We start from the raw sequence: 21564 nt of genomic DNA on the forward strand, positions 1-21564 counted from the left end.
GGACAAACCGTTGATCATGCTAGGGGGAACAGCCCGCGGTTCTTGCATCCGCGGGGTCAACGTAGCGCGTCGGGGTGAACTAGTTCACTAGAAGATGACAACGGAGTAATCAATCGGTATCAGCGCGTGACCACCGCGTAGAGGTCGAAAAGGCCGACCAGGAGGACCAGTCCGGCCGCGATCCGGAGGATGCGCTCGTCCCCGAGGGCGTGGACGGCGGAGCCTCGCGTGTGCCGGTAAACGGCGCTCACCGCGGCCCAGCAGCCGAGGGAGAGGACCAGGACGACGATGCCGAGACCGGTCCGGACGTCGGACGATCCGTGGCCGGAGGCAAGCAGCAGGATGCCGTTGGCAATCAGCCCGAGCGAGGTCCGGCGCCAGGCGAGCAGGGTGCGCTCGGGCTGCAGGCCGCCGTCCGGTGTGCTCATCGCCACAATGCGAAGATCAGGCCGATCAGACCGCCGACCGTGATCGTTGCCGCCAGCATCAGCGGCAGTTTGGTCACCGGGAGTGGCTCTTCGCGACGCATGGCGACCAGGTTCTGCTGCCAGCGGCGGAGCGCGCCGAGCGTGGTGGCGAGCCCGGCCAGGACCAGGACGACGCCGATGATCCGGGCCGGCCAGCGGTCCCGGCCGAGGTCGAGGAACTGGACCGCCGACAGGCCGCCGGCATAACAGGCGAGTGATGTCCGCAGGTAGGCCAGGTAGGTCCGCTCGTTGGCCAGGGTGAACCGGTAGTCGGGCTCCTGCTCGGTCATCAGCAGGTCACCAAGCCGTGCTTCTCCTTGAGCGCCAGCACCCGCTGGACGCTGGCGGTCAGCTTGGCCGCGAAGGCGTCGTCCTGCTGGGCCTTGGCGACCAGCGCGTTGATCATCGTCGCGTTGAGCCCGGGCGCGCCGTTGATGACGATGTCGCCGCCGGCCGCGATGACGCGGGTGGCCCGCTGACCGGCGGGGACCTTGGCGACCTCCGCCGCGGCCCCGACGTCGTCGGTGATCACGACGCCGTCGTACCCGAGATCGCCGCGGACCATGCCGCCGATGACGGTGGGGGAGAAGACGGCCCGGTTGGCGGGGTCGATCTTGGTGTAGGTGACGGTGGAGACCATCAGCATCTCGCTGCCGGCCTCGATCCCGTCGGCGAACGGCTGCAGGTCGTCGTCCCCGCGGGTGGTGACGGTGTCGACGACGCCGGAGGAGAAGTCGGTGTTGCCGCGGACGCGGCCGATGCCGGGGAAGTGCTTGACCGAGGTGATCACACCGGCCTGCTGCATCCCCTTGATGAACGCCTGGACGGCGGGGCCGACCTCACCGGGGGTGTTGCCGAACTCGCGGTTCAGGCTGCCGATGGGGGCGTTCTGCTTCTTCAGACTCGTCGGGACGACGTCCGCCACCGGAGTGAGGTTGACGTTCACCCCGGCGTCCTTGAGCTGACCGGCCCAGAGCTTGGCGCGGGCGGTCAGCTTCTCGCTGGACCAGGTGCCTTGAACGGTCGCAGCGGGGATCCTGGTGAAGCCGGAGCCCTTGAGACGCTGGACTTCGCCGCCCTCCTGGTCTGCGGCCATCAGCGGCTTGATGCCCTTGACGGTGGCCGCCTTGGTCGCTGCGTTGGTGGCGATCCGGGTGTGGGCGAGGCTGCCGCTGCTCCCGAGCAGGAGGACGCCGCCGGGCTTCTGCTTCTGGATGACCGGGCGCTGGGACGACGTCATGCCGTTGGCGCTGATGCCGGTCATGATCAGCTGCGCGGCCTGCTCGCGCAGGGTGAGGGCTTTGAGTTTGGCGTCGACGCAGCTCGGGGGTGTTGGCGTCTCTGTTGGGGTTGGTGTTGGCGTTTCGGTGGGGGCTGTGGTCGTCGGCCTCGGGGTCGATGCGGACGGGATGGTGCTGGGGCCGGCTGTGGGTTGCGATGCGTCGCTGCAGCCGGCGAGGAGGGCGAGAGTCAGAACCAGGACGGCGGTGCGCTTCATGCTTGGTTCTGTTCGGCGAGTGCCGTGCAGACGGAGTACAGCTGGTCGACCTGCTCCTCGGTGAGCGCATCGAAGATCGCGCTGCGGACCTCCTCGGCGTGGCCGGGTGCGGAGTCCACCAGCTTCTGCCGGCCGGCGTCGGTGAGGATCGCCACCTGGCCGCGACGGTCGGATTCGACGCCTTCTCGGCGTACCCAGCCCTGTGACTCGAGGCGGTTCACCGCGTGCGAGAGACGGCTGCGTGAGCCGAGGGTGGCGATAGCCAGCTCGCTCATCCGCAGGCGGCCTTCCGGTGCGTCGGAGAGCCGTACGAGGATTTCGTAGTACGTGTGCGGGATGCCTGCGTCACGCTGCAGTTGTTGCTCGATCCGGCTGTTCACGACGCGCTGGGCCGCGATGAACGCACGCCAGGCCTGCTGCTCTTTCTCGTTCAGCCATCGAGGTTCCGCCATGTCCGCAGCGTAGCGTTCACTCTGATGAGCGCGACGGCAGCGGCGCAGATCAACATGCCGATCACCGCGAGTGGGCCGATCTGTTCGTCCAGGACGACGTACGCGAGCAGCATCGTGGTCGGCGGCACCAGGTAGAGCAGACTGCTCACTCGCGTTGCGCCGGAAAGCCGTAGATTCACCAGATACAAGCCCCAACCGCCACCGGTTGCCAACAGCACCAACCAGAGGACGGCGGCGTAGAAGCCCGGCTCGGTCGGCACAGTGAGCTGGTTGGTCGAGGCCGCGAGTGTGACGAACAAGACGGCCGACACGACACTCTGGACGCAGAGCGCGTCGAGCGAGCTGATCAGTGGCTGACGGCGACGATCGAGGCAGGTGCCGGCAACCAGTCCCAGCAGGCCGGCCAGCGGGAGCAGGAACAGTAGTAGGGAGCCGTGACCGCCTTGGAGGTCGCCAGCGACGACCAAGGCCACGCCTGCGACGCCTAGGAGCAGCCCGGCCCACTGTCTGCGGCTGACCAGTTCGCCGAGCAGCGGTCCGGCCACGGTGGCGATGATCAGCGGCTGGAGGGAGCCGATCAACGAGGTGGCGCCTGCAGTGATGCCGTGGTCGACGCCGGTGAAGATGGCGCCGAGGTAGACGAACTGCGTCAGCACGGCGATCCACACCTGGGTGATCAGGTCACGGCGGCTCAGCTGTGGGCGGCGGATGCTCAGGATCACGCCTGCGATCAGTGCGGCGGTCAGGAACCGCCAGGCCAGTAGGTCGAAGGCGTTCGTGTATCGCGTTCCCCAGCCGGCGCCGATGAAGCCGGAGGTCCAGAACAGGACGAAACCGGTGCCCGCGGCCAGGCTCTTGGTTCTCGGCGGGGCGAGCGTCTGGGCGGTCATGTCACCGAGGTAACCACACCGGTCGGTATACTGTCAGTATGGTCGGACTGATGGTGGACCGGGAGTTGCCGGCGGCGGCTCGGCTGACGCCCGCCGGGGAGCGGATTCTGGCCGCGGCGGCGACGATGTTCTACGAGCAGGGCATCCGGACCGTCGGGGTGGATGCGATCGCCGAGGCGGCCGACGTCACGAAGAAGACGCTGTACGACCGGTTCGGGTCGAAGGATCGGCTGATCGCGGCGTACCTCGAGCATCGCAACCGGGTGTGGCACGCGTTCCTCGACGAGCAGCTGGCGGCGCGGTCGCCGAGGACGCCTATTGAGCTGATTCTGGCGCTGTTCGACGCGTTGACCGACTGGGTTGTCGAGTCGCAGAACGGGTGCGGGTTCATCAACGCGAGTGTCGAGCTCGCTGCTCCGGACCATCCGGCGATGCCCGTGATCGTCGGGCAGAAGCAGTGGATGCGGTCCGAGTTCGCGGCGCAGGCGCGGCTGGCCGGGCTGGCTGACCCGGGTGAGCTGGCTGACCGGCTGTTGCTGCTCCACGAGGGGGCACTGGTCAGTTTCCGGGTCGCCGCGATGCCGCACGCGCCTGAGGTCGCCGCGCGCGCGGCCGCGGATCTGCTGGCCGGGTGGCCTAGGTCGACCGGCGCGAGATAGTCAGCCCGACCAGGCGGGACACGACCATCGCGACGTACCCGAGCCCGGCCAGCTGTTCGAGCATGACGACCGAGCGGCCCCAGGGGCTGATCGGGACGACGTCGCTGAGGCCGGTGCTGGACAGCGTGGTGAAGCTGAGGAAGAGCAGCTCGATCCAGGTCCGGTCGTTGCTAGGGGCAACGGCTGCGATGAAGCTGCCGGGGACGAGGACCTGGACGAAGACGTAGAGGTAGGCGAAACCCCAGGCCACCAAGGTGAACGTGGCGCCGGTCGCATAGAGCTCGTCGGTGCTGACGTCGTGGTCGGACAGCATGTAGCGGAGCAGGCTGTAGGCGGCGTAGAAGTAGAAGGCCGCGTGCAGGGCGCCGGAGACGGCGACGACGGTGTCGCTGGAGTCGAAGGCGTCCCAGAGGGAGAGCGCTACCGCGGGGATGCCGAGGCCGATGCTGACCCAGGTGAGGCCGGGGGTGGCGCGGACGGAGAAGACGGCCAAGACCAGCACCATGATGCCGAGGATCTCGAACGTCACGCGGCCGCCGGTCGAGCCTTCGGTCAGTGGGTAGATCACCACACCGAGCAGCTGGACGACGAGCAGCACGGCGGACGGGTGCCGCCGGGCGCCGGCGAACAGGCTCATTGTGATGCTCCCTCGGGGGTTTGCTCGTCGTCTTGCGCGTGGTCTTCGCGGGCCTGCTCGATGTCTTGCTCGCGGGAGGCGATGATCGCAGCTCGGCGGGCCAGGCGATGGCTGCGGCGGATCTCGGCCTCGCGGAGCCGGCGGCGGTCCTCGTCGGTCTCGGGGACCACCTGCGGTACCGCGCGCGGCTTTCCGTCCTCGTCGACCGCGACGAACACCAGGTACGCCGAGGCCACGTGCACCTCGGGACCGACGGCGTCCCAGCGGTCGGCGGTGATCCGGACGCCGACCTCCATCGAGCTGCGGCCGGTCCAGTTCACCTGGCTGCGGAAGTGCACGACGTCACCGACCCGGACCGGGACCAGGAACACCATCTCGTCCATCGAGGCCGTCACGGCGGCGCCGCCCGAGTGCCGGGCCGCGACCACCCCCGCGGCCGAGTCGACCAGCGTCATGATCACGCCGCCGTGCACGGTGCCGAGCAGGTTCGTCTCGTTCTGCGCCGTGATGTGCGACAGCGACAGCCGGGTCACCGAAGTCGGCCGCGACGCCGGAATGCTGGTCATCTGGATCTCTCCTCCACGTCCTGGCCGGGTCTCGGCCGTCCGGCGCAGAGTACCGAGCGGGTTGTCCACAGGTTCGAATCGACCGGCTGAAAGGGGGGTGAATCCTCGTACTTTCTCTGTCGAGGAGGTGGCCCATGACAACAACCACCGACAACCTGCAGCTCGGGTTCCTGAGCCCGCTGACCTTGCCCCAGGGGGAGCGGCTCGTGCGGCTCGCGCTGGCCGCCGTGCGCCGGCTCGGCCTCGAGCTGTCCTACCGTGACGGCGTCCTGCAACCGGCCGATCCGGCCGCGAGCGGCCCGGTGCTCGGTCTGACCAACTTGGCCCGGGCGGTCGCCAAACAGGAACCGCCCGACTGGCCGCGCGCTGTCGACGACCACTTCGCCGATATCGTCCGCCGGCTCGCCAGAGGTGCGCCCGATCCGCCGTCCGATCCGGAGCGCGAGCTGGTGCAGCGGCTCGTGCCGCGGGCTGCGCTCCCGGCCGAGTGGACGGCCGACCGGCCGGATTTCGTGCCCGGGCTGGTGGCCGTCCCGGCCGCCGAGCAGGGGGACGTCGTCACGATGTTCCTCAATCCGGGGGATCTCGGTCTGACCTGGGGCGCGGCCGAGCGGTTCGGGCTGGCCAACCTGCGGCGGCGTCCCGATACGGTCGATCTTGTCGACGCGGGCGGCGTCCAGCTCGCTGCGATCACGGGGGATTCGTTCGCCGGGTCGCGAGCGTTGGTGATCGACACCGTGCTGCGCGATTCGCTCGCGATCCCGACTCCGCCGTCCGGTCTGCTTGTCGCGCTGCCCTGCCGGGATCTGCTGTTGATCCACGTGATTCGGGATCTCTCGGTGATCCCGGCCCTGGGTCACCTGATCAATCAGGCTGCGCGGACGTACAACCAGGCGCCGGGTCCGCTGTCGCCCGACGTCCATCTGGTCACCTTAACGCCAACGCCTACCTGGCAGCCGGCGACCAGCTCACATTCGCCGATGACGCTGGCGATGTCGCCCGAGATGTCCGCAGTCCTCAAGGAGCTCAGTTGAGATCTGACCACGGCGCGGGCGGCCGCCCGCTGAAGAACTGCAACAGCCCCAACACCCGGCTCGCGGGCGGCGCCGTCCAATGCCGTTGCCCTGGCCAAGGGTCCGCTGCCAACTTCGACACGCCCCAGGCCAACTGCAGATACAGGATGCCTGCCGCCAGCTCTGCTTCCGTCACCTCAGGGGTTTGCGCCGCATACCGAGGCAGCAGCTCCACGACCTCGTTCAGGCGCAGCTTCGCAAAGTCGGTGGCTCTCGGCGCCCAGGCCGAATCGCCCCAATCCAGCAGTGCGGCCAGCTCACCGTTCGCCGTGACCAGAAGGTTGTGCGGGGCAACATCTCCGTGGATGAGTACCCGTGCTCGCGCGCGATCGAATCGCTGCTCCAACCGCCCGAACCAGCCGATCAACCAGTCGGCCGTCGCCTTGTCCACCACCCCGCGCGTCCCGAGCCCGTCCACCGTCGCGCGCGGATTTCCCCAACCATCCACCGGTAGCTGCGCGTCGACCGCCTGTGCGCTGTGCAGCCGAGCCAACTCTTCCGCGACCTGCACCGGCGTCCGCGTCGGCTCAACCCCATGCACCCGCTCGCTCACGGCGTACACCCCATCCAGCACGGCCCGGCTCTCGTCGTACGCGACGATCCCCGGCGTTCGCACTCCCACCGCCCGCGCCACCGGAACCACGGCAACCTCCTTCCGAAGGTCCCCCTCGAACCCAGCCCGAGCCACCCGCACGAACAACTCCCGCCCCACCACGAACCCCCGGCTGGCCACCCCACCCGCAACCTCGCGCGTCTCGTCCGCCGGCACCCCGTACCCCCGCCCGACCTGCCGCACGGCCTCCAGCAGCCCGTCGCCCATCCACACCCTCCACACCTCGGATCCCGCGATCCTCGTGCCGGAGTGCCCCGCCGTCCACCCATTTGATGTACTGCCGAAGTGCGAACAGAGCTGGACCCGGAGCAGATCGGCCCGCGCCAGACCTACGCGGCCCTGACCTCGATCGTCATCCCCAGACCCATCGCCTGGGTCTCCACCATCTCCGCGGACGGCGTCCTCAACCTCGCCCCGCACTCCTTCTACACCGTCGCCTCGGTCCGCCCGCCGATGGTCCAGTTCACCTCAGTAGGCCGCAAAGACACCCTCACCAACATCGAGGCCACCCGCGAATTCGTCATCAACCTGGCCCCCGCCCGCCTCTTCGAACAGATCAACGCCTCCGCCACCGACTTTCCACCCGAAGTCTCCGAGTTCGAAGCCATCGGCGTCACCCCCGAACCCTCCCGCACCATCACCGCCCCACGAGTCGCCGAATCCCCCGCAGCCCTCGAATGCACTCTCCACACGACCGTCCCCCTGGGCGACTGTCACCTGGTCATAGGCCAAGTCCGCGCCATCGCTCTGACCTCCACCGCCCTGACGGACAACCACCCGAACCCCTATCTCCTCAACCCCCTCGCCCGCCTGGACAAGGACAACTGGTCCACCCTCGGCCCCCGCCACCAAATCTCCCGAATCCCCTACCCTGCCTGGCCCGCCCACTTCACCAAACCCAAATAGCCGCCACTCCGCCGTTCGACGCACTCACCTCTTCGGGTCGCGTACCACTTCCGGCTCTCCCGATCGCTTGCCGCCGGCAACGGCTGACCTCACCGATTGTTTTCTGCCGCGTCCATCTCGTATTGACCAGGCCGGCCGGCCTCCGCGGCGGGAGGCCGGCCGGACAGTCAGTCAGCCACCGAGTTCGTAGGCTCGGATGATGGTCTGGTCGACCTCGTTGCCGGCGCGGTCGACCGCGGTTGCGCGTAGTGACACGAAGCCGCTGCGGGGCTGATCGACCGTGGCGGTCCAGGTTTCACCGGTCCGGCGAAGGTGCGTTGGCTGCCAGGTGCGGCCGTCGTCGAAGGATGCTTCGACGACGAGTCCGGTCACCGGCATCGGTCGGGAGCCGTTCTGATGTTCGACGGTGACCGGGATCCGGAACGACCCGCTCGGCGCCTTGTTGTGTTTGTCCAGCTCGGGGCTGTATCGCACGGCCAGCAACGGCAACGGAGTCAGCTCGGCGTCCGGCGTCCGGCGTGAGCGGAATGTCCAGCGTGCCTGGATCTTGGTCGACAGCCGGAACAGCTCGGCCGGTCGGGTGATCTCCTTCTCCAGTCGATAGGTGCTCTGCTCCGGGGCGAGGGCGAAGACCTGGCGCTTGAGCGCGTTCGACGTTTGAACGAGCTCGCCGTTGCGGTACAGCGTGGTGCGCTCGGTCTCGACAACCGAGTCCCCGATCCGCTCCGGTCCCGCCGCCGCGAAGCAGTACAGGTCGAGATCCAGCGTGTCACCGTCGCGGCCGGCCTGAACGATTGGAGCGCGCCAGCCCGGGCCGGTGACCGCCTGGTTGAACCGCTCGACCGAGGACTCGCCCGGCCGGTAGGAGGTCGGAGCGCTCAGCGTGCGGCTGAGGTCCATTCCTTCGCCGCCGGTATTGCTGCGGAGGTCGACCAGTGACGACCAGGACAAGCCTGGCCGGGCCGGGTAGTACTCATCCCGTTCGAAGGGAAGCGTCATCTCAACAGCCGGTGCCCAGCTGGTCAGCTGGACGCCGTCCTGCGTCGCGAGGGCGGATCGGATCGCGCGCTGGTCCGGCCCGGCGCTCGAGTACTGAGCCCGGACTTTCGCGTACTCTCCGGGCGGGGTGATCAGCGTCGGCCGCTCGGGCGGGCCGCCGGGCCAGGATGCGACATCGTGATAGAGGTACGGACTGTCGAGGAAGAAGTCCCGATCCGGCTGGGGATCCGCCGGCAGCCGGGCCCAGCTGTAGTTGCCGTGATAGTCCAGGCCGGCCGCCTTGCGCGGCAGGACATACAGCGCGTGCGGTGCGGCGCCCGGGATCATCGAGCTCGAGAGCCCGACGCCGGCACTGATCCGGTTCACGCCGCCCACCAGGCTGAAGTCGAGACCGCCGCCGGCTGGATCCGCATCCGGGCGTGGAGCGCGCAGCTCGACCTTGCTGAGCTTCCGCGGATCCAGGACGAAGCTGCGGCCCGGTCGATCGAGGGCGAAGCCGGGCTCGACCTGGAAACTCACCTCGGCGTTACCGCCCGGTTGCGGTGCCTCCCGCATCCCGACCAGGGCGTACCGCCCACGCGGCAACGTGATCGTCCGGCGCCCGTCCGCGGGGATCGACCAGACCATGCCGATCCCGGATTCCAGATCGTGGCTCAGTAGATAGGCGAACAGCCGGTCGCCGCCGCCGGGACCGCCGGTGCGATCGAGGAACTGGACGTCGAGTTCGAGCGACTCACGCTCCTTGTTCAGTGCGACCCCGGTTCGGACGGACACACCGCTCGCGCTCGCCACCAGCAGGCCGCCGTACCCGCCATCGGGACCAGCCGCCGCAGGGTTCACCCGCACCACCGCACTGGCGGTACCACCGGCCGGGACGACGAGCATCGGCCGGTCAACGGTGAACATCCCTGGCGGCGCAGGCTGCCCTGTCCCGGTGCTGACCGACAGAGCGAGCTTCAGCGTGATCGCCGCCCGGGAATCGTTGCGATAGCTGATCGTCTTCGTCAGCGGCGCACTGGCGTGATGGGGGTATTTCGCGACACCGAAGTCCAGGGTGGGCCGGTTCGCAGTCACCAGCTGGGTAACGGCCCGGCCGAGGTCGAGTCGGCCGGTACCCTGCGCGGAGACACTCGGCCCGTTCAGCGGCTTGGCCGAGCCCATCAGCGCCGCCTTGAGCTGCTGGCCGGTCCAGTCCGGGTGCTGCTGGGCGAGGAGCGCGGCGGCGCCGGCGACGTGCGGGGCAGCCATCGAGGTACCGCTGAGCTCGGAGTAGTGCTGTCCGACTGCGGCTTGCTCGGCCGTTCCGGCGGCGCGTGCTGCGACGATCCGGCTGCCGGGGGCCACCAAGTCGGGCTTGAAAGCGAGGTCGCCGAAGCGCGGCCCCTTGCTGGAGAAGTCGCTGATCGTATCGGCTGACGTGACCGAGCCGACCGCCAGAGCCGACGCGGCCGCGGCCGGTGCGTTGATCATCTGGACGTCGGGGAAGTTGCCGGCGGCGGCGACGAAGAGCGTCCCGTAGCGCGCCGACAGCTCGTCGACCGCCGCGGACAGCGGATCGGTACCGTCGGTGGCGCTGCCGCCGACGCTGAGATTGACCACGCGCGCTCCACCGGCCGCGGCCCACTCCATTCCGGCGATGATGTCGGAGATCTCGCATCTGCCGCCGTCGCCGCACACCTTGCCCACCCGGATCCGCGCGTCCGGCGCGATCCCGCGCAGCTTGCCCTGGGAGGCCGCGCCGGAGCCGGACAGGATCGAGGCGACGTGGGTGCCGTGACCGTTGCGGTCCACGACGTCACCGCTTCCGGTGAAGTCCTCGGCGGCGCTGATCACGCCGGTCAGATCCGGGTGCTTCGGGTCGTAGCCGGTGTCCAGGACCGCGACCGGGACACCCTTGCCGGTCAGGCCTGCGCGCCAGGCGAGCGGCGCGCCGATCTGTGCGCTGCTCCGGTCCAGCTGGATCGTTGCCGCGTCGAGCCAGATCTTCTTGATTCCCGCCCGGTTGCGGGTCATCTGCCGCCAGAACTCGCCGGCCGCCGCCCGGGGCTCCTGCATCGCCAGCGCTTTCGCCTGGGGGAGGCGGCGGGTGATCAGCCCCTTGGCCGGTTGGGCCGGTGGGGTCGCGCCGTCGTACTGGAGGTAGAGGGGCAGCGTGCGGCTGGTGGCGTCGCCGAGGTGCTGGGCGAGCAGGTGCCGGACGTCGAAGAGATTCGGATCGAGGAGACCGTCGGCCAGCGCCGCTACAGCGTCGGAAGGGACCGTCAGCTCCTGCCGCCCGACGGTCAACCGATGAAAACTGACCCCGGCCCGCCCCGGCCCCGGTTCCGCCCGAACCACCAAGTTCCCGCCTGGCGCCTGCCGAGCCACCACCACATCACCAGTCAGCAACGTAACCCGCTCACCCTGCCGTGGTCCCACGCCGGCCGGTGAGACTGGCGGTGTGGAGAGGGTGGTGCCGATGGCAGATCCGTTGGCCGCGAACACGGCGCTGGCGGGGGTCAGGGCAGCCAAGGCGGGGAGAGTCGTAAGGAGGAGCGCTGTGGTCAGCGTGCGCTTCACCGGCTCACCTCGGCCGAGGGGCCGGTGGCCGCGGACGGCATTGCGGGTGTGTCGGTCAGGGCGAGGCCGCGTGCCGTCGTCCGGGTAGGTTTCATCGGGGTGCCTTCGTCGAGGGGATGGTCGGTGGGTCGTTGGTCCAGCCGATGTCGAGGACGACGCCTTGGCGGTCGCCGGAGCGATAGCTGAGGATTCGGCCGTTGGCCGGGTCGATCACGACGGTCTCGCCGCCGGGCCAGGCGATCGCCGTACCCGTGCGTCCGATCGGATCCCGGGTTGATGCGGAGACGACGCCACCGGGGATTCCGGACAGCAGCCGGAGTGCGGCGGCTCTGCTCTCGGCCCGGGCGGGCAGGCGGAAGAGAACGTTCCAGCTCATGGCGCGCAGCCACTCGTCCTCCGGAGTCGTGTTCGGCCTGTCCCGCAGCAGTCGGTGCCGGAGCTGGGCCGGGTCCTCCGGAAGCGCCTGGACCTCCCGAAGCGTGAGCCCGGCCCTGCTCCCGAGGAAGTACCTGGCCGTCGGCAGCTCGAAGAGCTTTCCCGCGGCCGGCTTCGCGGTGATGACGATCGGCTTGCCGTCCACGGTGTCCGGATCCGTGATCTGCCAGCTCGCCGGGCTGCCAGCGCGCTGCCAACTCAGTTGGTCGGCCCGCGTCGCCGGACGACCGCCCAGATCGCGAGTCCCTTGCCACAGCCGGGTACCGTCGGCCGCTGCCCAGCTCTCTTCGATCGACCGCCGCTCCACCAGATAGGAATCAGCCCCGGCGCCAACCCGCAACGGGCTGTCCACGAGAAGCACTCGGCTGCGGAAGTATCGTCCGCTGCCCTTCTCGAGCTGCAATTGGTGACTCGCCGCCACCATCAGCAGCGAAGCCGCGGACACCTGCTTGGTGCTCACGCTTGGCGTCTCCACCGCCACCGGCGGCGTCGTCGCGGCCGGCTCGCCGGCAGTGAGCACAACCCCGGCGGACACCGCGAGACAAAGTCCCACGACGGCGCCGCGCCGGTAGCGCACCGTCCGGCGCGCCTTCCTGATCTGTCGGTCGAGGTCGAAACGGTCAGTGTCCGGCGCGTCGACCGCGAGCTTGCCGAGCAGCCGACGGATGTCGTCGTCAGCCATCATGCCTCCTTGAGTTCCGCGGCCGCGGGCAGCTGAGCCCGGACGTTCCGCAGGGCGCGTTGAGTGAGTTTCTTGACCGCATCCGCGCTGATCCGCAGCGCGCGGGCGGTGTCCTCGACAGACAGGTCGTTGTAGAACCGCAGTACGAGAACCGCGCGCTGCTGGGCCGGCAGCCGGTCGAGCAGCTCCTGCAGCTCAGCCCGCTCCACCACGGCATCGGCGGGCACCGAGTAGTCCGCCCGCTCTGGAAGCTCGGCCGTAGGTTGCTCTCGTCGCCAGGCCCGGCGTTGCCCGTCCACCCACGTCCGCACCACGACCTGGCGGGCATACCCACCCGGACTGCGAGCCTTGCTCACCTTGCGCCACGACGTATAGAGCTTCACCGTCGCTGCCGCCACGATGTCCTCGGCCTGGTGATGGTCACCACACAGCAGATACGCCGTCCGCAGCAAACTCGAGAGCCGCTCCGTCACGAATCCGCGAAAAGCCTCTTCGTCCGCCGCCTTCATCCGTGTCCTTCCCGTCTGTCTGACTAGGTAGACGGGTCGAGACACACATCAGGTGACGGCCCAGCCACAGAAACCCCGCCGACCACCACCCCCAACGACTCCTAGGACCACAGGAGCGCAGCTCACTGCTTCAAGCAACAACCAGTGCGCTCACTGCGCGGCCCGAAGCCCGGCGACAAACCCCAGCGACCAACCCACGCGACGCCGACTCACCTCGGCGGATCGACGAGAACCGGCACAGCCTCACGAACCTGGAGCGGCGTGGCCGGCCCAGTGACGGGGACCGGGCCGACCGGTTCGGGCGGTAAATCGGCTACTTGGAATGTTGCGGCGTACTCAACGGTGACGGTGAGGTTGACGTCTCCGCGCTTGAGGTACTTGTGGGTGATCTCTTTGGCGGGATACGGCTTGCCTGCGGTGTAGGTCGTTCTGCTCCTGCCGTCGCCGAAGTGCCAGGTGTACTTCATCGGAGTAGCTCGGACCACAACCGGGAAGCCGGCAACCGGGACTGAGTAGGTCAGGACACCGGTCTCGTCGGTGTAGACGATGGTCTCGACATTGACCAGCGTCCTACCTGCTGGCTGCACATGAACCGTCAGCTTCTTGAACAAGGCGTCCTTCGACTCACTCACGACCTGCTCCCAAGTGACGTCCTCCGGACGAGGCCGAACCACCTGCGGCTGAGTAGGCTCCCCCGGCCGCGGCGGCCGCTCATCCCGCACCACCGGCTGACACCAGTACGGCCCCGGCACCGTCCCATCCGGTTGCATCCGCCCACACATACCGATGTTCAGCCGAACGTCCTGCTTGATGACTCGCGCCGGCGGTCTGTTCGACGGACGGCGAGCGGTGTTGGCCGTAGTGGTCTTGGTACGAGGTTTCCGGCCGGGAACAGCCGTGCCGGTACCGAGACGATTCTGCTTGCGTTTCGTCCCGGTGACTCGCACCCCGGCGTGAGTGGTTTTGCCGGTGACAGGTTTTGGAGTGGCGACTGCGGCAGGCCTGGTCACGCTCGCCGGACGGTCTGCCTGTTCGTTAGCCTTTGCCACGGTGAGAGTCGGCCAGCAGAGGATGGCCGCGCTCAGCAGCGCAGCCAACCCGTGCTGGGAAGCCCTCATTGCTCGACCGCGTCCATCTCGTACATGACCCAGTTTTGGCCACTGGCCGACAGCGCGATGGTGTCGAGGTACTTTGTCGGCTGACTGATCACAGGCTTCGCGGTGGGCGATTCCTTGGTCGTGAACTTGCCGACCGTCAGCTGTGCCTTGCCACCGATCCGGCCTGTCGACCCCTTGGCGAGTTGGTAGACGTCGGTGACCTTGAAGCGGTAGTCGCCGGTGATACCGCCGTTGGCCGCGTTCACCTTCGCCACGAAGTCCGCATACTCCTTGCAGCCCTCGCATCCGGCTTCGCTCTCGGCCAGCATGGCGGCGACGTCTCCCGTCGCGGCGGCGTAGTTCTCGAGTTCGATGTAGTACCGGTAGAAGGCGTCGGCGGCGCCGAGTGTCAGGCCTTTCGCCGCGGCGGGCCGTTCTGGTGGGCCGGCGGGCGTGGCGGAGGGTGTGGGGTTGGTGGTGGGGGCGCTGGAGCTGGTTGGGGAGGGTGGGGCTGTGTTGGGGCGGCCGGCTTCGGGGCTGCTTGGGGCGCAGGCGGTTAAGGCCAGGGCGGCGGTGGTTGCGGCCAGGGCGGCCAGGCAGTTGCGGGTTGTCACCGGGGTCACCTCTCCGTAGTCGTTTGAATCGTAGACGGAGTGGGGGTGGTGGTGGGGTGTTGTTGGCGGGGTTGTGGATAAGTGGGCCAGGAGCCGTCCGGCTGGGGGGTTAGGGGCGCGGACGGCTCCTGGTTGTAGGGGGGACGGGTGAGGGGTGGGGTTATGACGCGGGGGTGGGGGATTGGGGTGTGAGGGGGGTCACGGGGTGTATTGGACGTGTTGGGCGGCGGTGGTGAAGCCGAGGGAGGTGTAGAGGCGGCGGGCGGGGGTGTTGGTGCCGTCTACGTAGAGGGTGATGGCGGGGAGGTGCTTGGTGTTTTGGAGGTGGTGGAGGCCTTGGAGGGTCAGGGCTTTGCCGAGGCCGGTGCCTTGGTGGGCGGGGGCTACGCCTACTACGTAGACCTCGCCTTCGTTGTGCTCGGTCTTGGTCCAGTGGAAGCCGGCCAGGTCGCCGTCCGCGGTGACGGCCAGGAAGAAGCCGGCTGGGTCGAACCAGGGCTGGTTGAGGCGGTCGGTGAGGTCGGACTGGGTCCAGGCGCCTTGTTCGGGGTGGGTGGCGAAGGCTTCGTGGTTGACCTTGAGCCAGGCGGCGTCGTCCTGGCCGGGGACGAAGGTGCGGACGGCGATGCCGGCGGGCCAGGTGGGGGTGGGGAGCTCGGCGGCCGGACGGCGGAGGAAGTAGAGCTCGCGGGAGACGTGCAGGTCGAGGCGGGCGGCCAGCTCGTCGGCGCCGGGGAGGCGGCCGTGGGCCCAGACGGCGAGGCGGGGGCCGGCGTGGTCGAGGAGGGTGCGGAGGACGGCGGTGCCGGTGCCCTGGCGGCGGGCGGACGGGGTGACGACGAGTTCGGCGGAGCCGTCGGGGGACAGGGCGCCGTACCCGATCAGGTTGCGGGCGGACTGCAGGCCGCTGGGCTCGATGGTGCCGGGCTCGCCGTCGTAGGCGAGGACGTGCAGGACGCCGGGGTGCTCGCCGTCCAGATGCAGCAGGGTGCGTTCGTCGAGTGGGTTCACGCCGTCGCTCTGCGCGGCCAGCCGAGCGATTTCGGTGACGGCGGCCGCGGTGGCCGTGGGCAACGGTGAGGGAACTGCTTCGAGAGTCACGGGAATACCGTAAAAGGTCCGGGTGAGTTCATGCTCAGGTCCTTGGAAGGGCCGCGATTCCTCGGGTAATTTCGCGGGATCGCGTGTGGATTCCACGCGGTGATCGCGACAACGACGGAGAAGACATGGCCTTGACAGGACGAGACAAGACGCGGCTGAACCGACGGTGGGCCGCCGGCCTGATCGCCGTCGGCACGGCCGCCGTGCTCGGCTTGGCCACGGGGGGAACCGTGACCCAGGCGGCACCGGCGAAACCCAAGCCGACGCACACCCAGATCCAGCTGCTCGCGCTGAACGACTTCCACGGCAACCTGGAGGCGCCGGGCGGCTCGAGCGGCAACATCAACGGCATCCCGGCCGGTGGCGCGGCGTACCTGGCCACGCATCTGAAGGAGCTGCGGGCCGCCGCCGAGGCCAAGGGCCAGGACTCCGTGACCGTCGCCGCCGGTGACCTGATCGGCGCCTCGCCGCTGCTGTCGGCCGCGTTCCACGACGAGCCGACCATCGAGGCGATGAACCTGATGGGCCTGGAGGCCGCCTCGGTCGGTAACCACGAGTTCGACGAGGGCTGGCACGAGCTGCTCCGGATGCAGACCGGCGGCTGCCTGCCGGACGGCGACGGCCAGAACAACCAGAACTCGTGCCCCGACAAGAAGCGGCCGTTCAAGGGCGCCAAGTTCGACTACCTGTCGGCGAACGTCTTCTTCGAGAACACCCGGCGCACGCTGCTCGCGCCGTACACGATCAAGAAGTTCGACGACGGCCGCAAGGTCGCCTTCATCGGGATGACGCTGGAGAACACGCCGAACATCGTCACCAAGTCCGGGGTCGAGGGGCTGACCTTCACCGACGAGGTCGAGACGGCGAACAAGCTGGTGCCGATCCTGAAGAAGAAGGGCGTGAAGTCGATCGTCGTGCTGCTGCACGAGGGCGGATTCCCGGCCGACCCGAAGGCGTACAACAGCTGCCCGGGGATCTCCGGCCCGATCGTGGACATCAACGCAGGTCTCGACCCGGAGATCGACGCGATCATCTCCGGTCACACCCACCAGGGCTACAACTGCTCCCTGCCGGACAAGGCCGGTCAGCCGCGGCTGATCACCAGCGCGTCGTCGTTCGGCCGGCTCGTCACCGAGGTCCGGCTGAGTATCAACAACGCGACGAACGACGTCGACCGGGTGAACACGCTGGCCAACAACGTGATCGTCACCCGCGACGTGCCGCAGGACCGCAAGACGGCCGAGCTGATCAGCAAGTACCAGACCCTGGTCGCCCCGATCGCGAACAAGGTGATCGGCCACATCAGCGGTACGTCGGTCTCCCGGACGCCGGACGACTCGCTCGAGTCCCCGCTGGGCAACCTGATCGCCGACGCGCAGCTCACCGACCCGTCGGTGGTGACGGGCGGGAAGACGCCGGTCGCGGCGTTCATGAACCCGGGCGGTATCCGCGCCGACCTCGCGTCGAACGCGGGGGAGGTCACCTTCGGGCAGGCCTTCACCGTGCAGCCGTTCAACAACTTCCTGGTCTCGATGGATATGACCGGGGCGCAGATCAAGGCGCTGCTCGAGCAGCAGTTCTCCGGGGTGAACGGGCCGGAGGCCGGTAAGTACAAGGTGCTGCAGGTCGCCGGGATCACCTACACCTGGAACCCGGCCGCCGCGGCCGGCTCGAAGATCGTCGCCGGGTCGGTGAAGATCGGCGGGCAGCCGCTGGTGGACGGGACGTCGTACCGGATCGTCACGAACAACTTCCTGTCCGACGGCGGTGACGGCTTCCCGGCCTTCACGACCGCGACGAACAAGTTCTTCGGCGGGCTCGACATCGACGCGTTCGCGAAGTACCTGACCGCGAACGACCCGTACACGCCGGGGCCGACGAACCGGATCTCGGTCGGCTCCTGAGCTTGGCTGAGCGTGGGGCGGGTGCGTCCCGCCCCACGCTCAGAGGAAGAACTTGAGCAGGACGAAGGTCAGCGCGCCGGCCGTGAACAGCGGGGAGAGCGTCGAGCCGAAACCGCGGCGGACGGCGGCGCCGAACACGGCGAGCGTCAGCGGGACGAGCATGACGAGCAGCGTGACCGCGCCGGCGTGGATGCCGACATGCGTGTAGCCGGTGAGGAACAGGCCGAGAATCATCGCGAACGCCAGGCCGAGCCAGGTGCTGCGGCGGATCGGCCCGTCGGCCGTGCGGTGGCCGCGGTGCGAGGCGCGGGTCGCGCGGCGATGCGAAGTCGGGGCAACGTGCGCCATCGGTGATCGGTGACCTTCCGTGGAACGACGGAATACGCAAGGTAGCAGGATCCTTGACAGTCGTAAAAGCCCGAAGAACCACCAGTCACACAACAACACACCAGTCACATCACGAACTTCGCCCACGGGACATCCAGTGCGCTTCGAGACCAAGAAGCGGTCGGCGCGGCCGGGTGGTGGAGGCGGCGAGGCCGAGTGTGCGGTGGCGGCGGCCGGGTGGGGGCGATCTCGTGCGCCGGGGGCGGTGAGCGCGAGCGTGAGATGCCAGGGATGGCGGGACCGGGGCGGGGCGGCGAGGCCGACACCTGGTGGTGGGGGAGGCGGCATCGGGCTGTGCCGCGGGGAGGTGGGGTGGGTTAGCCGCCGGCGAAGGGGGGGAGGGCGTCTACTTGGGCGCCTTCGGGGAGGGGGGTGGTGGGGGTTGCGCGTTCGCCGTTGAGGAGGAAGGTGCAGAGGGAGAGGACTCTGGCGAGTTCGGGGCGGTCGGTGGAGACGGTGGTGATGAGGTCGGCGAGGGAGGCGGCTTCGGCGGTCGCGGCGGGGTGGCCGGCGGCGGCGCGGGCGGCGGCGAAGTAGCGGATGGTGACTTCCGGCATCGGGTGCGACCTCACTGATCGGATGCGACTTCGGTTAGTATGTCAGCTTGCTGTTGTTATCCAGTGTGTCTCGGGCCCCCGGCAAGGACGCCGTTGGGGCCTGATGTGCACCTAGACCAGCACGGGGAGACAACGTGAGCACGTTGCTTCTGCTGACGAACGCGCTGCAGGCCTCCACCGAGGTGCTGCCGTCGCTCGCGCTGTTACCGCACCAGATCCGGATCCTGCCCGCTGAGGTGGCCGCTCTGGTCGACGCTCCCGACGCGGACGCCGTCCTGCTGGACGCGCGCCGCGACCTGGTGGCCGTCCGCGGGGTGTCCCGGCTGATCCGGACGACGGGGATCGACGTCCCGCTGATCCTGGTCGTCACCGAGGGCGGCCTGACCGCCGTCAACGCGGACTGGGGTTGTGACGACGTCCTGCTCGACACCGCCGGCCCGGCCGAGATCGAGGCCCGCCTGCGGCTGGTGATCGGCCGCCTCGCCGCGACCCGCGCCGAGGACCCGGACACCAGCCTGATCCGGACGGGCGACGTCGTGATCGACGAGGCGTCGTACACGGCGAAGCTGAACGGCCGCGCCCTCGATCTGACCTACAAGGAGTTCGAGCTGTTCAAGTTCCTCGCGCAGCACCCCGGCCGGGTGTTCACGCGTGAGCAGCTCCTCCAGGAGGTCTGGGGCTACGACTACTTCGGCGGCACGCGGACGGTCGACGTCCACGTCCGCCGGTTGCGGGCGAAACTCGGCCCCGAGCACGAGTCCCTGATCGGCACGGTCCGTAACGTCGGCTACCGCTTCGTGGTCCCGCCGGCCGCATCCACCCGGGAAACGGCCGAAGCGCCCGCCTGACCTGCGGTGACGCCCCCTCCGCGGGGTAGATTCTGCGCCGTGGCGATGGAGTCGGGGTCGTTGCTCACCACGGTGGGCCGCGCTGGGATCTTGTTCGGTAAGGCGTGGCCGAGGCTGCTGGCGGTGTTTCTGATCGCCCAGCTCGCGCACCGCGGGCTGCAATGGGTTGCGGTCCAGGCCGGTGCGAAGGTCGAGGCCGCCGGTATCGCGGTGCTCGCGCTGCTGGTCGTGGTCTCGCTGGCGATGTACGTCGCCATGTTCCTGGTGCTCCGCGGCGAGCTGCCGTTCCACCGCCGGGCGGTCGCCGAGGGCGTGCTCGCCCCGGACGGCGTCGAACCCGGCAAGGAGAGCCGCCCGGTCGACGCGCTGGCGGCCGCGCTGCTGCCGTTCCTCGCGTTCTACGCGGCGTACAAGTTCCTGCAGAACGAGGCGCTCGAGTACGAGTACAAGCTGGCCGTCCAGAAGGTGAACGACACGGCCGCCACGGTGCTCGGCGGCGGCTCGGTCCCGGTGCCCTCCGAAGGGCTGAACTCGCTGTCGACCTGGCTGTTCATCGGCCTCGGCGCCACGGCCTACCTGCTGCGCTTCGCGTTCAAGAAGTGGCGCGGGGAGACCGAGGGCCCGGTCCGCAAGCTGTTCGTCACCTACCTCGAGGCCCTGTGGATCTTCGTCGTCGCCTACCAGGCCACGTCGTACATCCCGTCGCCGAAGGAGTGGATCCAGGAGCGGCAGCTGTGGGTATGGCTGCAGGACGCCTACGTCTGGGTGCTCGACCACCTGTTCGGCGCCAGCCAGATCCGCGAGATCTGGGACGCCGTCACCGGCTTCCTCGCATCCGGTATCGGCGACCTCTGGAGCGCGGCCGTGCTGCCGCTGGTGTGGATCACGATGACCGCGGTGATCTACGGTCGCGCGGTCAGCAAGGCGGACACGGAGCCGCGCTGGCGCTTCGACCGGATCACGAACCGCTGGCAGCGCACGCCGCGCATCGTCCAGGCGGCCGGGAACACCGTCGTCGCGGACTGGAAGGACCGCTGGTCACCGATCGCGGACGCGTTCCGGCTGGTGATTCGCTCCGGCCTCCGCCCGATGCTCGGCTACTTCCTGGCCTGGGCCGTCGTCACGTTCGCGGCCAGCGCGGTCTGGATGGTGCTGAAGCTGTGGGTCCTCGGCCCGCACAGCCTGCAGTTCTGGCTGGTCCTCGACGAGCCGCTGAACCTGATCACCGACGGCCTCAAGATCATGCTGCAGGTCGCGCTGCTGGCCGCGGCGTACGACCGGATGATCGGCGGCGTGGCCGGCTACCTGAACCGCGGCACCCGCGCCGTCCACGAGCAGGACGCCGACGAGCAAGGCGGCGTCGCCGACCTGTCCGCCGCTACCTCGGGAATGCCAGGTACTCGGGAACTTTCGTAGCCCAGGTGATCGTCGGCTGCACACTGTCGGCGACCGAGGTCGGGACGACGAAGATCGCGACCGTCTCGTACGGCTTCCCGGCCTGCGGCTTGACGTAGTGCTCCGCGTTCGCGCCCCGGAAGGATGACGGCTTCTCGTCGTACCCGCCGACGCAGCCGTTCGGCCGGTCCTCGAAGGCCTCGCCGCCGACGGTCAGCTGGTCCCAGACCCGGCCGTCCGGCGCGCGCAGGTGCAGCCGGCACCCGCCGAGCCCCTCCAGGTTGGCCACCGCAGCGACCTGCTGGCGGTAGTAGACCCGAATCCGGGTCGTGTCCGGCGGCAGCGCCTTCGGCTTGCTGATCGTCGACTTCAGCGGCTGCGGGTCCTTCTCGACACTCGCCGCGAACCAGGTCGCGCCGAGGTACTCCGTCCCGCCGTCGGCGACCGTGATCGCGTCCCGCGGCTCGGAGTCGTACCAGGACTTGTAGTCGCTGCGGGTCGTCCACCAGCCGGCCAGCGGGATCGTGAGCACCAGCGAGGCCAAGGCCGCAGTGTTCTTGCTGAGCCAGCCGGCCTTGGGGGGGGGGGGGGGGGGGGGGGGGGGGGGGGGGTTGGGGGGGGGAGGGGGGGGGGGGGGGGGGGGGTGTGTGGGGGGGGGGGGGGGGGGGGGGGGGGGGTTGGGGGTGGGTGGGGGCGGCGAGGGGGGGCCTGCGGCG

General features: G+C 69.1%; 23 protein-coding genes. 6 read left to right on the top strand and 17 right to left on the bottom strand.

Annotation, left to right across the window (positions count from 1 at the left end; genetic code table 11):
* Positions 1–119 precede the first annotated feature (119 nt).
* Genes ACZ6ZD_RS12640 through ACZ6ZD_RS12660 form a run of 5 tightly spaced genes read right to left on the bottom strand, consistent with a single transcriptional unit; the run spans position 120 to position 3307 of the window.
* On the bottom strand, positions 120–428 hold the full coding sequence (locus ACZ6ZD_RS12640; RefSeq protein ID WP_465671267.1) for a DUF202 domain-containing protein: 309 nt from the start codon (positions 426–428) through the stop codon (positions 120–122).
* On the bottom strand, positions 425–757 hold the full coding sequence (locus ACZ6ZD_RS12645; RefSeq protein WP_465671269.1) for a YidH family protein: 333 nt from the start codon (positions 755–757) through the stop codon (positions 425–427). Before ACZ6ZD_RS12645 ends, ACZ6ZD_RS12640 begins: the two co-directional genes overlap by 4 nt.
* Positions 757–1965, bottom strand: a complete 1209-nt coding sequence (locus ACZ6ZD_RS12650) for a glycoside hydrolase family 3 N-terminal domain-containing protein (RefSeq protein WP_465671271.1) — start codon at positions 1963–1965, stop codon at positions 757–759. Before ACZ6ZD_RS12650 ends, ACZ6ZD_RS12645 begins: the two co-directional genes overlap by 1 nt.
* Positions 1962–2417: a MarR family winged helix-turn-helix transcriptional regulator gene (locus ACZ6ZD_RS12655; protein WP_465671273.1), complete on the bottom strand. Its 456-nt coding sequence runs from the start codon at positions 2415–2417 to the stop codon at positions 1962–1964. Before ACZ6ZD_RS12655 ends, ACZ6ZD_RS12650 begins: the two co-directional genes overlap by 4 nt.
* A complete protein-coding gene (locus ACZ6ZD_RS12660) occupies positions 2396–3307 on the bottom strand; it encodes a DMT family transporter (protein ID WP_465671275.1) in 912 nt (303 codons plus the stop codon). The genes ACZ6ZD_RS12655 and ACZ6ZD_RS12660 overlap by 22 nt, the downstream gene beginning before the upstream one ends.
* A gap of 38 nt (positions 3308–3345) precedes the next feature.
* Between ACZ6ZD_RS12660 and ACZ6ZD_RS12665 the strand changes: the two genes are divergently transcribed.
* Positions 3346–3966 carry a TetR/AcrR family transcriptional regulator gene (locus ACZ6ZD_RS12665; protein WP_465671277.1) on the top strand — a complete coding sequence of 207 codons (621 nt, stop codon included), beginning with the start codon at positions 3346–3348 and terminating at the stop codon, positions 3964–3966.
* On the opposite strand, the gene ACZ6ZD_RS12670 is transcribed toward ACZ6ZD_RS12665, so the two are convergent.
* The gene (locus tag ACZ6ZD_RS12670; RefSeq protein ID WP_465671279.1) at positions 3944–4603 is read right to left on the bottom strand and encodes a potassium channel family protein; all 660 of its coding nucleotides are present in this window, start codon (positions 4601–4603) and stop codon (positions 3944–3946) included. The genes ACZ6ZD_RS12665 and ACZ6ZD_RS12670 overlap by 23 nt on opposite strands.
* On the bottom strand, positions 4600–5169 hold the full coding sequence (locus ACZ6ZD_RS12675) for an acyl-CoA thioesterase (protein WP_465671281.1): 570 nt from the start codon (positions 5167–5169) through the stop codon (positions 4600–4602). Before ACZ6ZD_RS12675 ends, ACZ6ZD_RS12670 begins: the two co-directional genes overlap by 4 nt.
* A 134-nt stretch (positions 5170–5303) precedes the next feature.
* Here ACZ6ZD_RS12675 and ACZ6ZD_RS12680 point away from each other — a divergent pair, with 134 nt between their 5' ends.
* A complete protein-coding gene (locus ACZ6ZD_RS12680) occupies positions 5304–6203 on the top strand; it encodes a hypothetical protein (protein WP_465671283.1) in 900 nt (299 codons plus the stop codon).
* On the opposite strand, the gene ACZ6ZD_RS12685 is transcribed toward ACZ6ZD_RS12680, so the two are convergent.
* On the bottom strand, positions 6196–7062 hold the full coding sequence (locus ACZ6ZD_RS12685; protein WP_465671285.1) for a phosphotransferase family protein: 867 nt from the start codon (positions 7060–7062) through the stop codon (positions 6196–6198). The genes ACZ6ZD_RS12680 and ACZ6ZD_RS12685 overlap by 8 nt on opposite strands.
* Before the next feature lie 78 nt (positions 7063–7140).
* Here ACZ6ZD_RS12685 and ACZ6ZD_RS12690 point away from each other — a divergent pair, with 78 nt between their 5' ends.
* On the top strand, positions 7141–7761 hold the full coding sequence (locus tag ACZ6ZD_RS12690; RefSeq protein WP_465671287.1) for a flavin reductase family protein: 621 nt from the start codon (positions 7141–7143) through the stop codon (positions 7759–7761).
* Between the two features lie 171 nt (positions 7762–7932).
* Here the strand turns inward: ACZ6ZD_RS12690 and ACZ6ZD_RS12695 are convergent, their stop codons facing one another.
* The 6 genes from ACZ6ZD_RS12695 to mshD form a co-directional block, all read right to left on the bottom strand.
* Positions 7933–11046: a S8 family peptidase gene (locus ACZ6ZD_RS12695; protein WP_465671289.1), complete on the bottom strand. Its 3114-nt coding sequence runs from the start codon at positions 11044–11046 to the stop codon at positions 7933–7935.
* Positions 11047–11410: 364 nt separating this feature from the next.
* Positions 11411–12436: a hypothetical protein gene (locus ACZ6ZD_RS12700; protein WP_465671291.1), complete on the bottom strand. Its 1026-nt coding sequence runs from the start codon at positions 12434–12436 to the stop codon at positions 11411–11413.
* The gene (locus ACZ6ZD_RS12705; RefSeq protein WP_465671293.1) at positions 12436–12945 is read right to left on the bottom strand and encodes a SigE family RNA polymerase sigma factor; all 510 of its coding nucleotides are present in this window, start codon (positions 12943–12945) and stop codon (positions 12436–12438) included. Before ACZ6ZD_RS12705 ends, ACZ6ZD_RS12700 begins: the two co-directional genes overlap by 1 nt.
* A gap of 209 nt (positions 12946–13154) precedes the next feature.
* Positions 13155–13577, bottom strand: coding sequence for a PKD domain-containing protein (locus ACZ6ZD_RS12710; protein ID WP_465671294.1), 423 nt, complete (start codon positions 13575–13577; stop codon positions 13155–13157).
* A gap of 482 nt (positions 13578–14059) precedes the next feature.
* Positions 14060–14656 (bottom strand): DUF6318 family protein, encoded by a 597-nt coding sequence (locus tag ACZ6ZD_RS12715; protein ID WP_465671296.1) that lies wholly within the window; start codon positions 14654–14656, stop codon positions 14060–14062.
* Positions 14657–14854: 198 nt separating this feature from the next.
* Positions 14855–15757: a mycothiol synthase gene (gene mshD, locus ACZ6ZD_RS12720; protein WP_465671297.1), complete on the bottom strand. Its 903-nt coding sequence runs from the start codon at positions 15755–15757 to the stop codon at positions 14855–14857.
* A 125-nt stretch (positions 15758–15882) separates the two neighbouring features.
* Between mshD and ACZ6ZD_RS12725 the strand changes: the two genes are divergently transcribed.
* Positions 15883–17661 (top strand): bifunctional metallophosphatase/5'-nucleotidase, encoded by a 1779-nt coding sequence (locus ACZ6ZD_RS12725; protein ID WP_465671298.1) that lies wholly within the window; start codon positions 15883–15885, stop codon positions 17659–17661.
* Positions 17662–17700: 39 nt separating this feature from the next.
* On the opposite strand, the gene ACZ6ZD_RS12730 is transcribed toward ACZ6ZD_RS12725, so the two are convergent.
* Positions 17701–18009, bottom strand: a complete 309-nt coding sequence (locus ACZ6ZD_RS12730) for a hypothetical protein (RefSeq protein ID WP_465671300.1) — start codon at positions 18007–18009, stop codon at positions 17701–17703.
* Between the two features lie 356 nt (positions 18010–18365).
* Positions 18366–18605 carry a MoaD/ThiS family protein gene (locus ACZ6ZD_RS12735; RefSeq protein ID WP_465671302.1) on the bottom strand — a complete coding sequence of 80 codons (240 nt, stop codon included), beginning with the start codon at positions 18603–18605 and terminating at the stop codon, positions 18366–18368.
* 134 nt (positions 18606–18739) lie between these two features.
* Here ACZ6ZD_RS12735 and ACZ6ZD_RS12740 point away from each other — a divergent pair, with 134 nt between their 5' ends.
* Both ACZ6ZD_RS12740 and ACZ6ZD_RS12745 read left to right on the top strand, forming a co-directional pair.
* The gene (locus ACZ6ZD_RS12740; RefSeq protein WP_465671304.1) at positions 18740–19453 is read left to right on the top strand and encodes a winged helix-turn-helix domain-containing protein; all 714 of its coding nucleotides are present in this window, start codon (positions 18740–18742) and stop codon (positions 19451–19453) included.
* Positions 19454–19498: 45 nt separating this feature from the next.
* Positions 19499–20869: a hypothetical protein gene (locus tag ACZ6ZD_RS12745; protein ID WP_465672690.1), complete on the top strand. Its 1371-nt coding sequence runs from the start codon at positions 19499–19501 to the stop codon at positions 20867–20869.
* Here ACZ6ZD_RS12745 and ACZ6ZD_RS12750 read toward each other — a convergent pair.
* Positions 20832–21392, bottom strand: a complete 561-nt coding sequence (locus ACZ6ZD_RS12750; protein WP_465671306.1) for a hypothetical protein — start codon at positions 21390–21392, stop codon at positions 20832–20834. The two genes, ACZ6ZD_RS12745 and ACZ6ZD_RS12750, sit on opposite strands and share 38 nt — an antisense overlap.
* Positions 21393–21564: the final 172 nt, after the last annotated feature.

The organism is Kribbella sp. NPDC104218, from assembly GCF_055584105.1.

Bases quoted from the DNA above. Each gene is read 5' to 3' on its own strand.
- ACZ6ZD_RS12640 (WP_465671267.1), bottom strand. From the start codon at position 428: ATGAGCACACCGGACGGCGGCCTGCAGCCCGAGCGCACCCTGCTCGCC.
- ACZ6ZD_RS12645 (WP_465671269.1), bottom strand. From the start codon at position 757: ATGACCGAGCAGGAGCCCGACTACCGGTTCACCCTGGCCAACGAGCGG.
- ACZ6ZD_RS12650 (WP_465671271.1), bottom strand. From the start codon at position 1,965: ATGAAGCGCACCGCCGTCCTGGTTCTGACTCTCGCCCTCCTCGCCGGC.
- ACZ6ZD_RS12655 (WP_465671273.1), bottom strand. From the start codon at position 2,417: ATGGCGGAACCTCGATGGCTGAACGAGAAAGAGCAGCAGGCCTGGCGT.
- ACZ6ZD_RS12660 (WP_465671275.1), bottom strand. From the start codon at position 3,307: ATGACCGCCCAGACGCTCGCCCCGCCGAGAACCAAGAGCCTGGCCGCG.
- ACZ6ZD_RS12665 (WP_465671277.1), top strand. From the start codon at position 3,346: ATGGTCGGACTGATGGTGGACCGGGAGTTGCCGGCGGCGGCTCGGCTG.
- ACZ6ZD_RS12670 (WP_465671279.1), bottom strand. From the start codon at position 4,603: ATGAGCCTGTTCGCCGGCGCCCGGCGGCACCCGTCCGCCGTGCTGCTC.
- ACZ6ZD_RS12675 (WP_465671281.1), bottom strand. From the start codon at position 5,169: ATGACCAGCATTCCGGCGTCGCGGCCGACTTCGGTGACCCGGCTGTCG.
- ACZ6ZD_RS12680 (WP_465671283.1), top strand. From the start codon at position 5,304: ATGACAACAACCACCGACAACCTGCAGCTCGGGTTCCTGAGCCCGCTG.
- ACZ6ZD_RS12685 (WP_465671285.1), bottom strand. From the start codon at position 7,062: ATGGGCGACGGGCTGCTGGAGGCCGTGCGGCAGGTCGGGCGGGGGTAC.
- ACZ6ZD_RS12700 (WP_465671291.1), bottom strand. From the start codon at position 12,436: ATGGCTGACGACGACATCCGTCGGCTGCTCGGCAAGCTCGCGGTCGAC.
- ACZ6ZD_RS12705 (WP_465671293.1), bottom strand. From the start codon at position 12,945: ATGAAGGCGGCGGACGAAGAGGCTTTTCGCGGATTCGTGACGGAGCGG.
- ACZ6ZD_RS12725 (WP_465671298.1), top strand. From the start codon at position 15,883: ATGGCCTTGACAGGACGAGACAAGACGCGGCTGAACCGACGGTGGGCC.
- ACZ6ZD_RS12730 (WP_465671300.1), bottom strand. From the start codon at position 18,009: ATGGCGCACGTTGCCCCGACTTCGCATCGCCGCGCGACCCGCGCCTCG.
- ACZ6ZD_RS12735 (WP_465671302.1), bottom strand. From the start codon at position 18,605: ATGCCGGAAGTCACCATCCGCTACTTCGCCGCCGCCCGCGCCGCCGCC.
- ACZ6ZD_RS12745 (WP_465672690.1), top strand. From the start codon at position 19,499: ATGGAGTCGGGGTCGTTGCTCACCACGGTGGGCCGCGCTGGGATCTTG.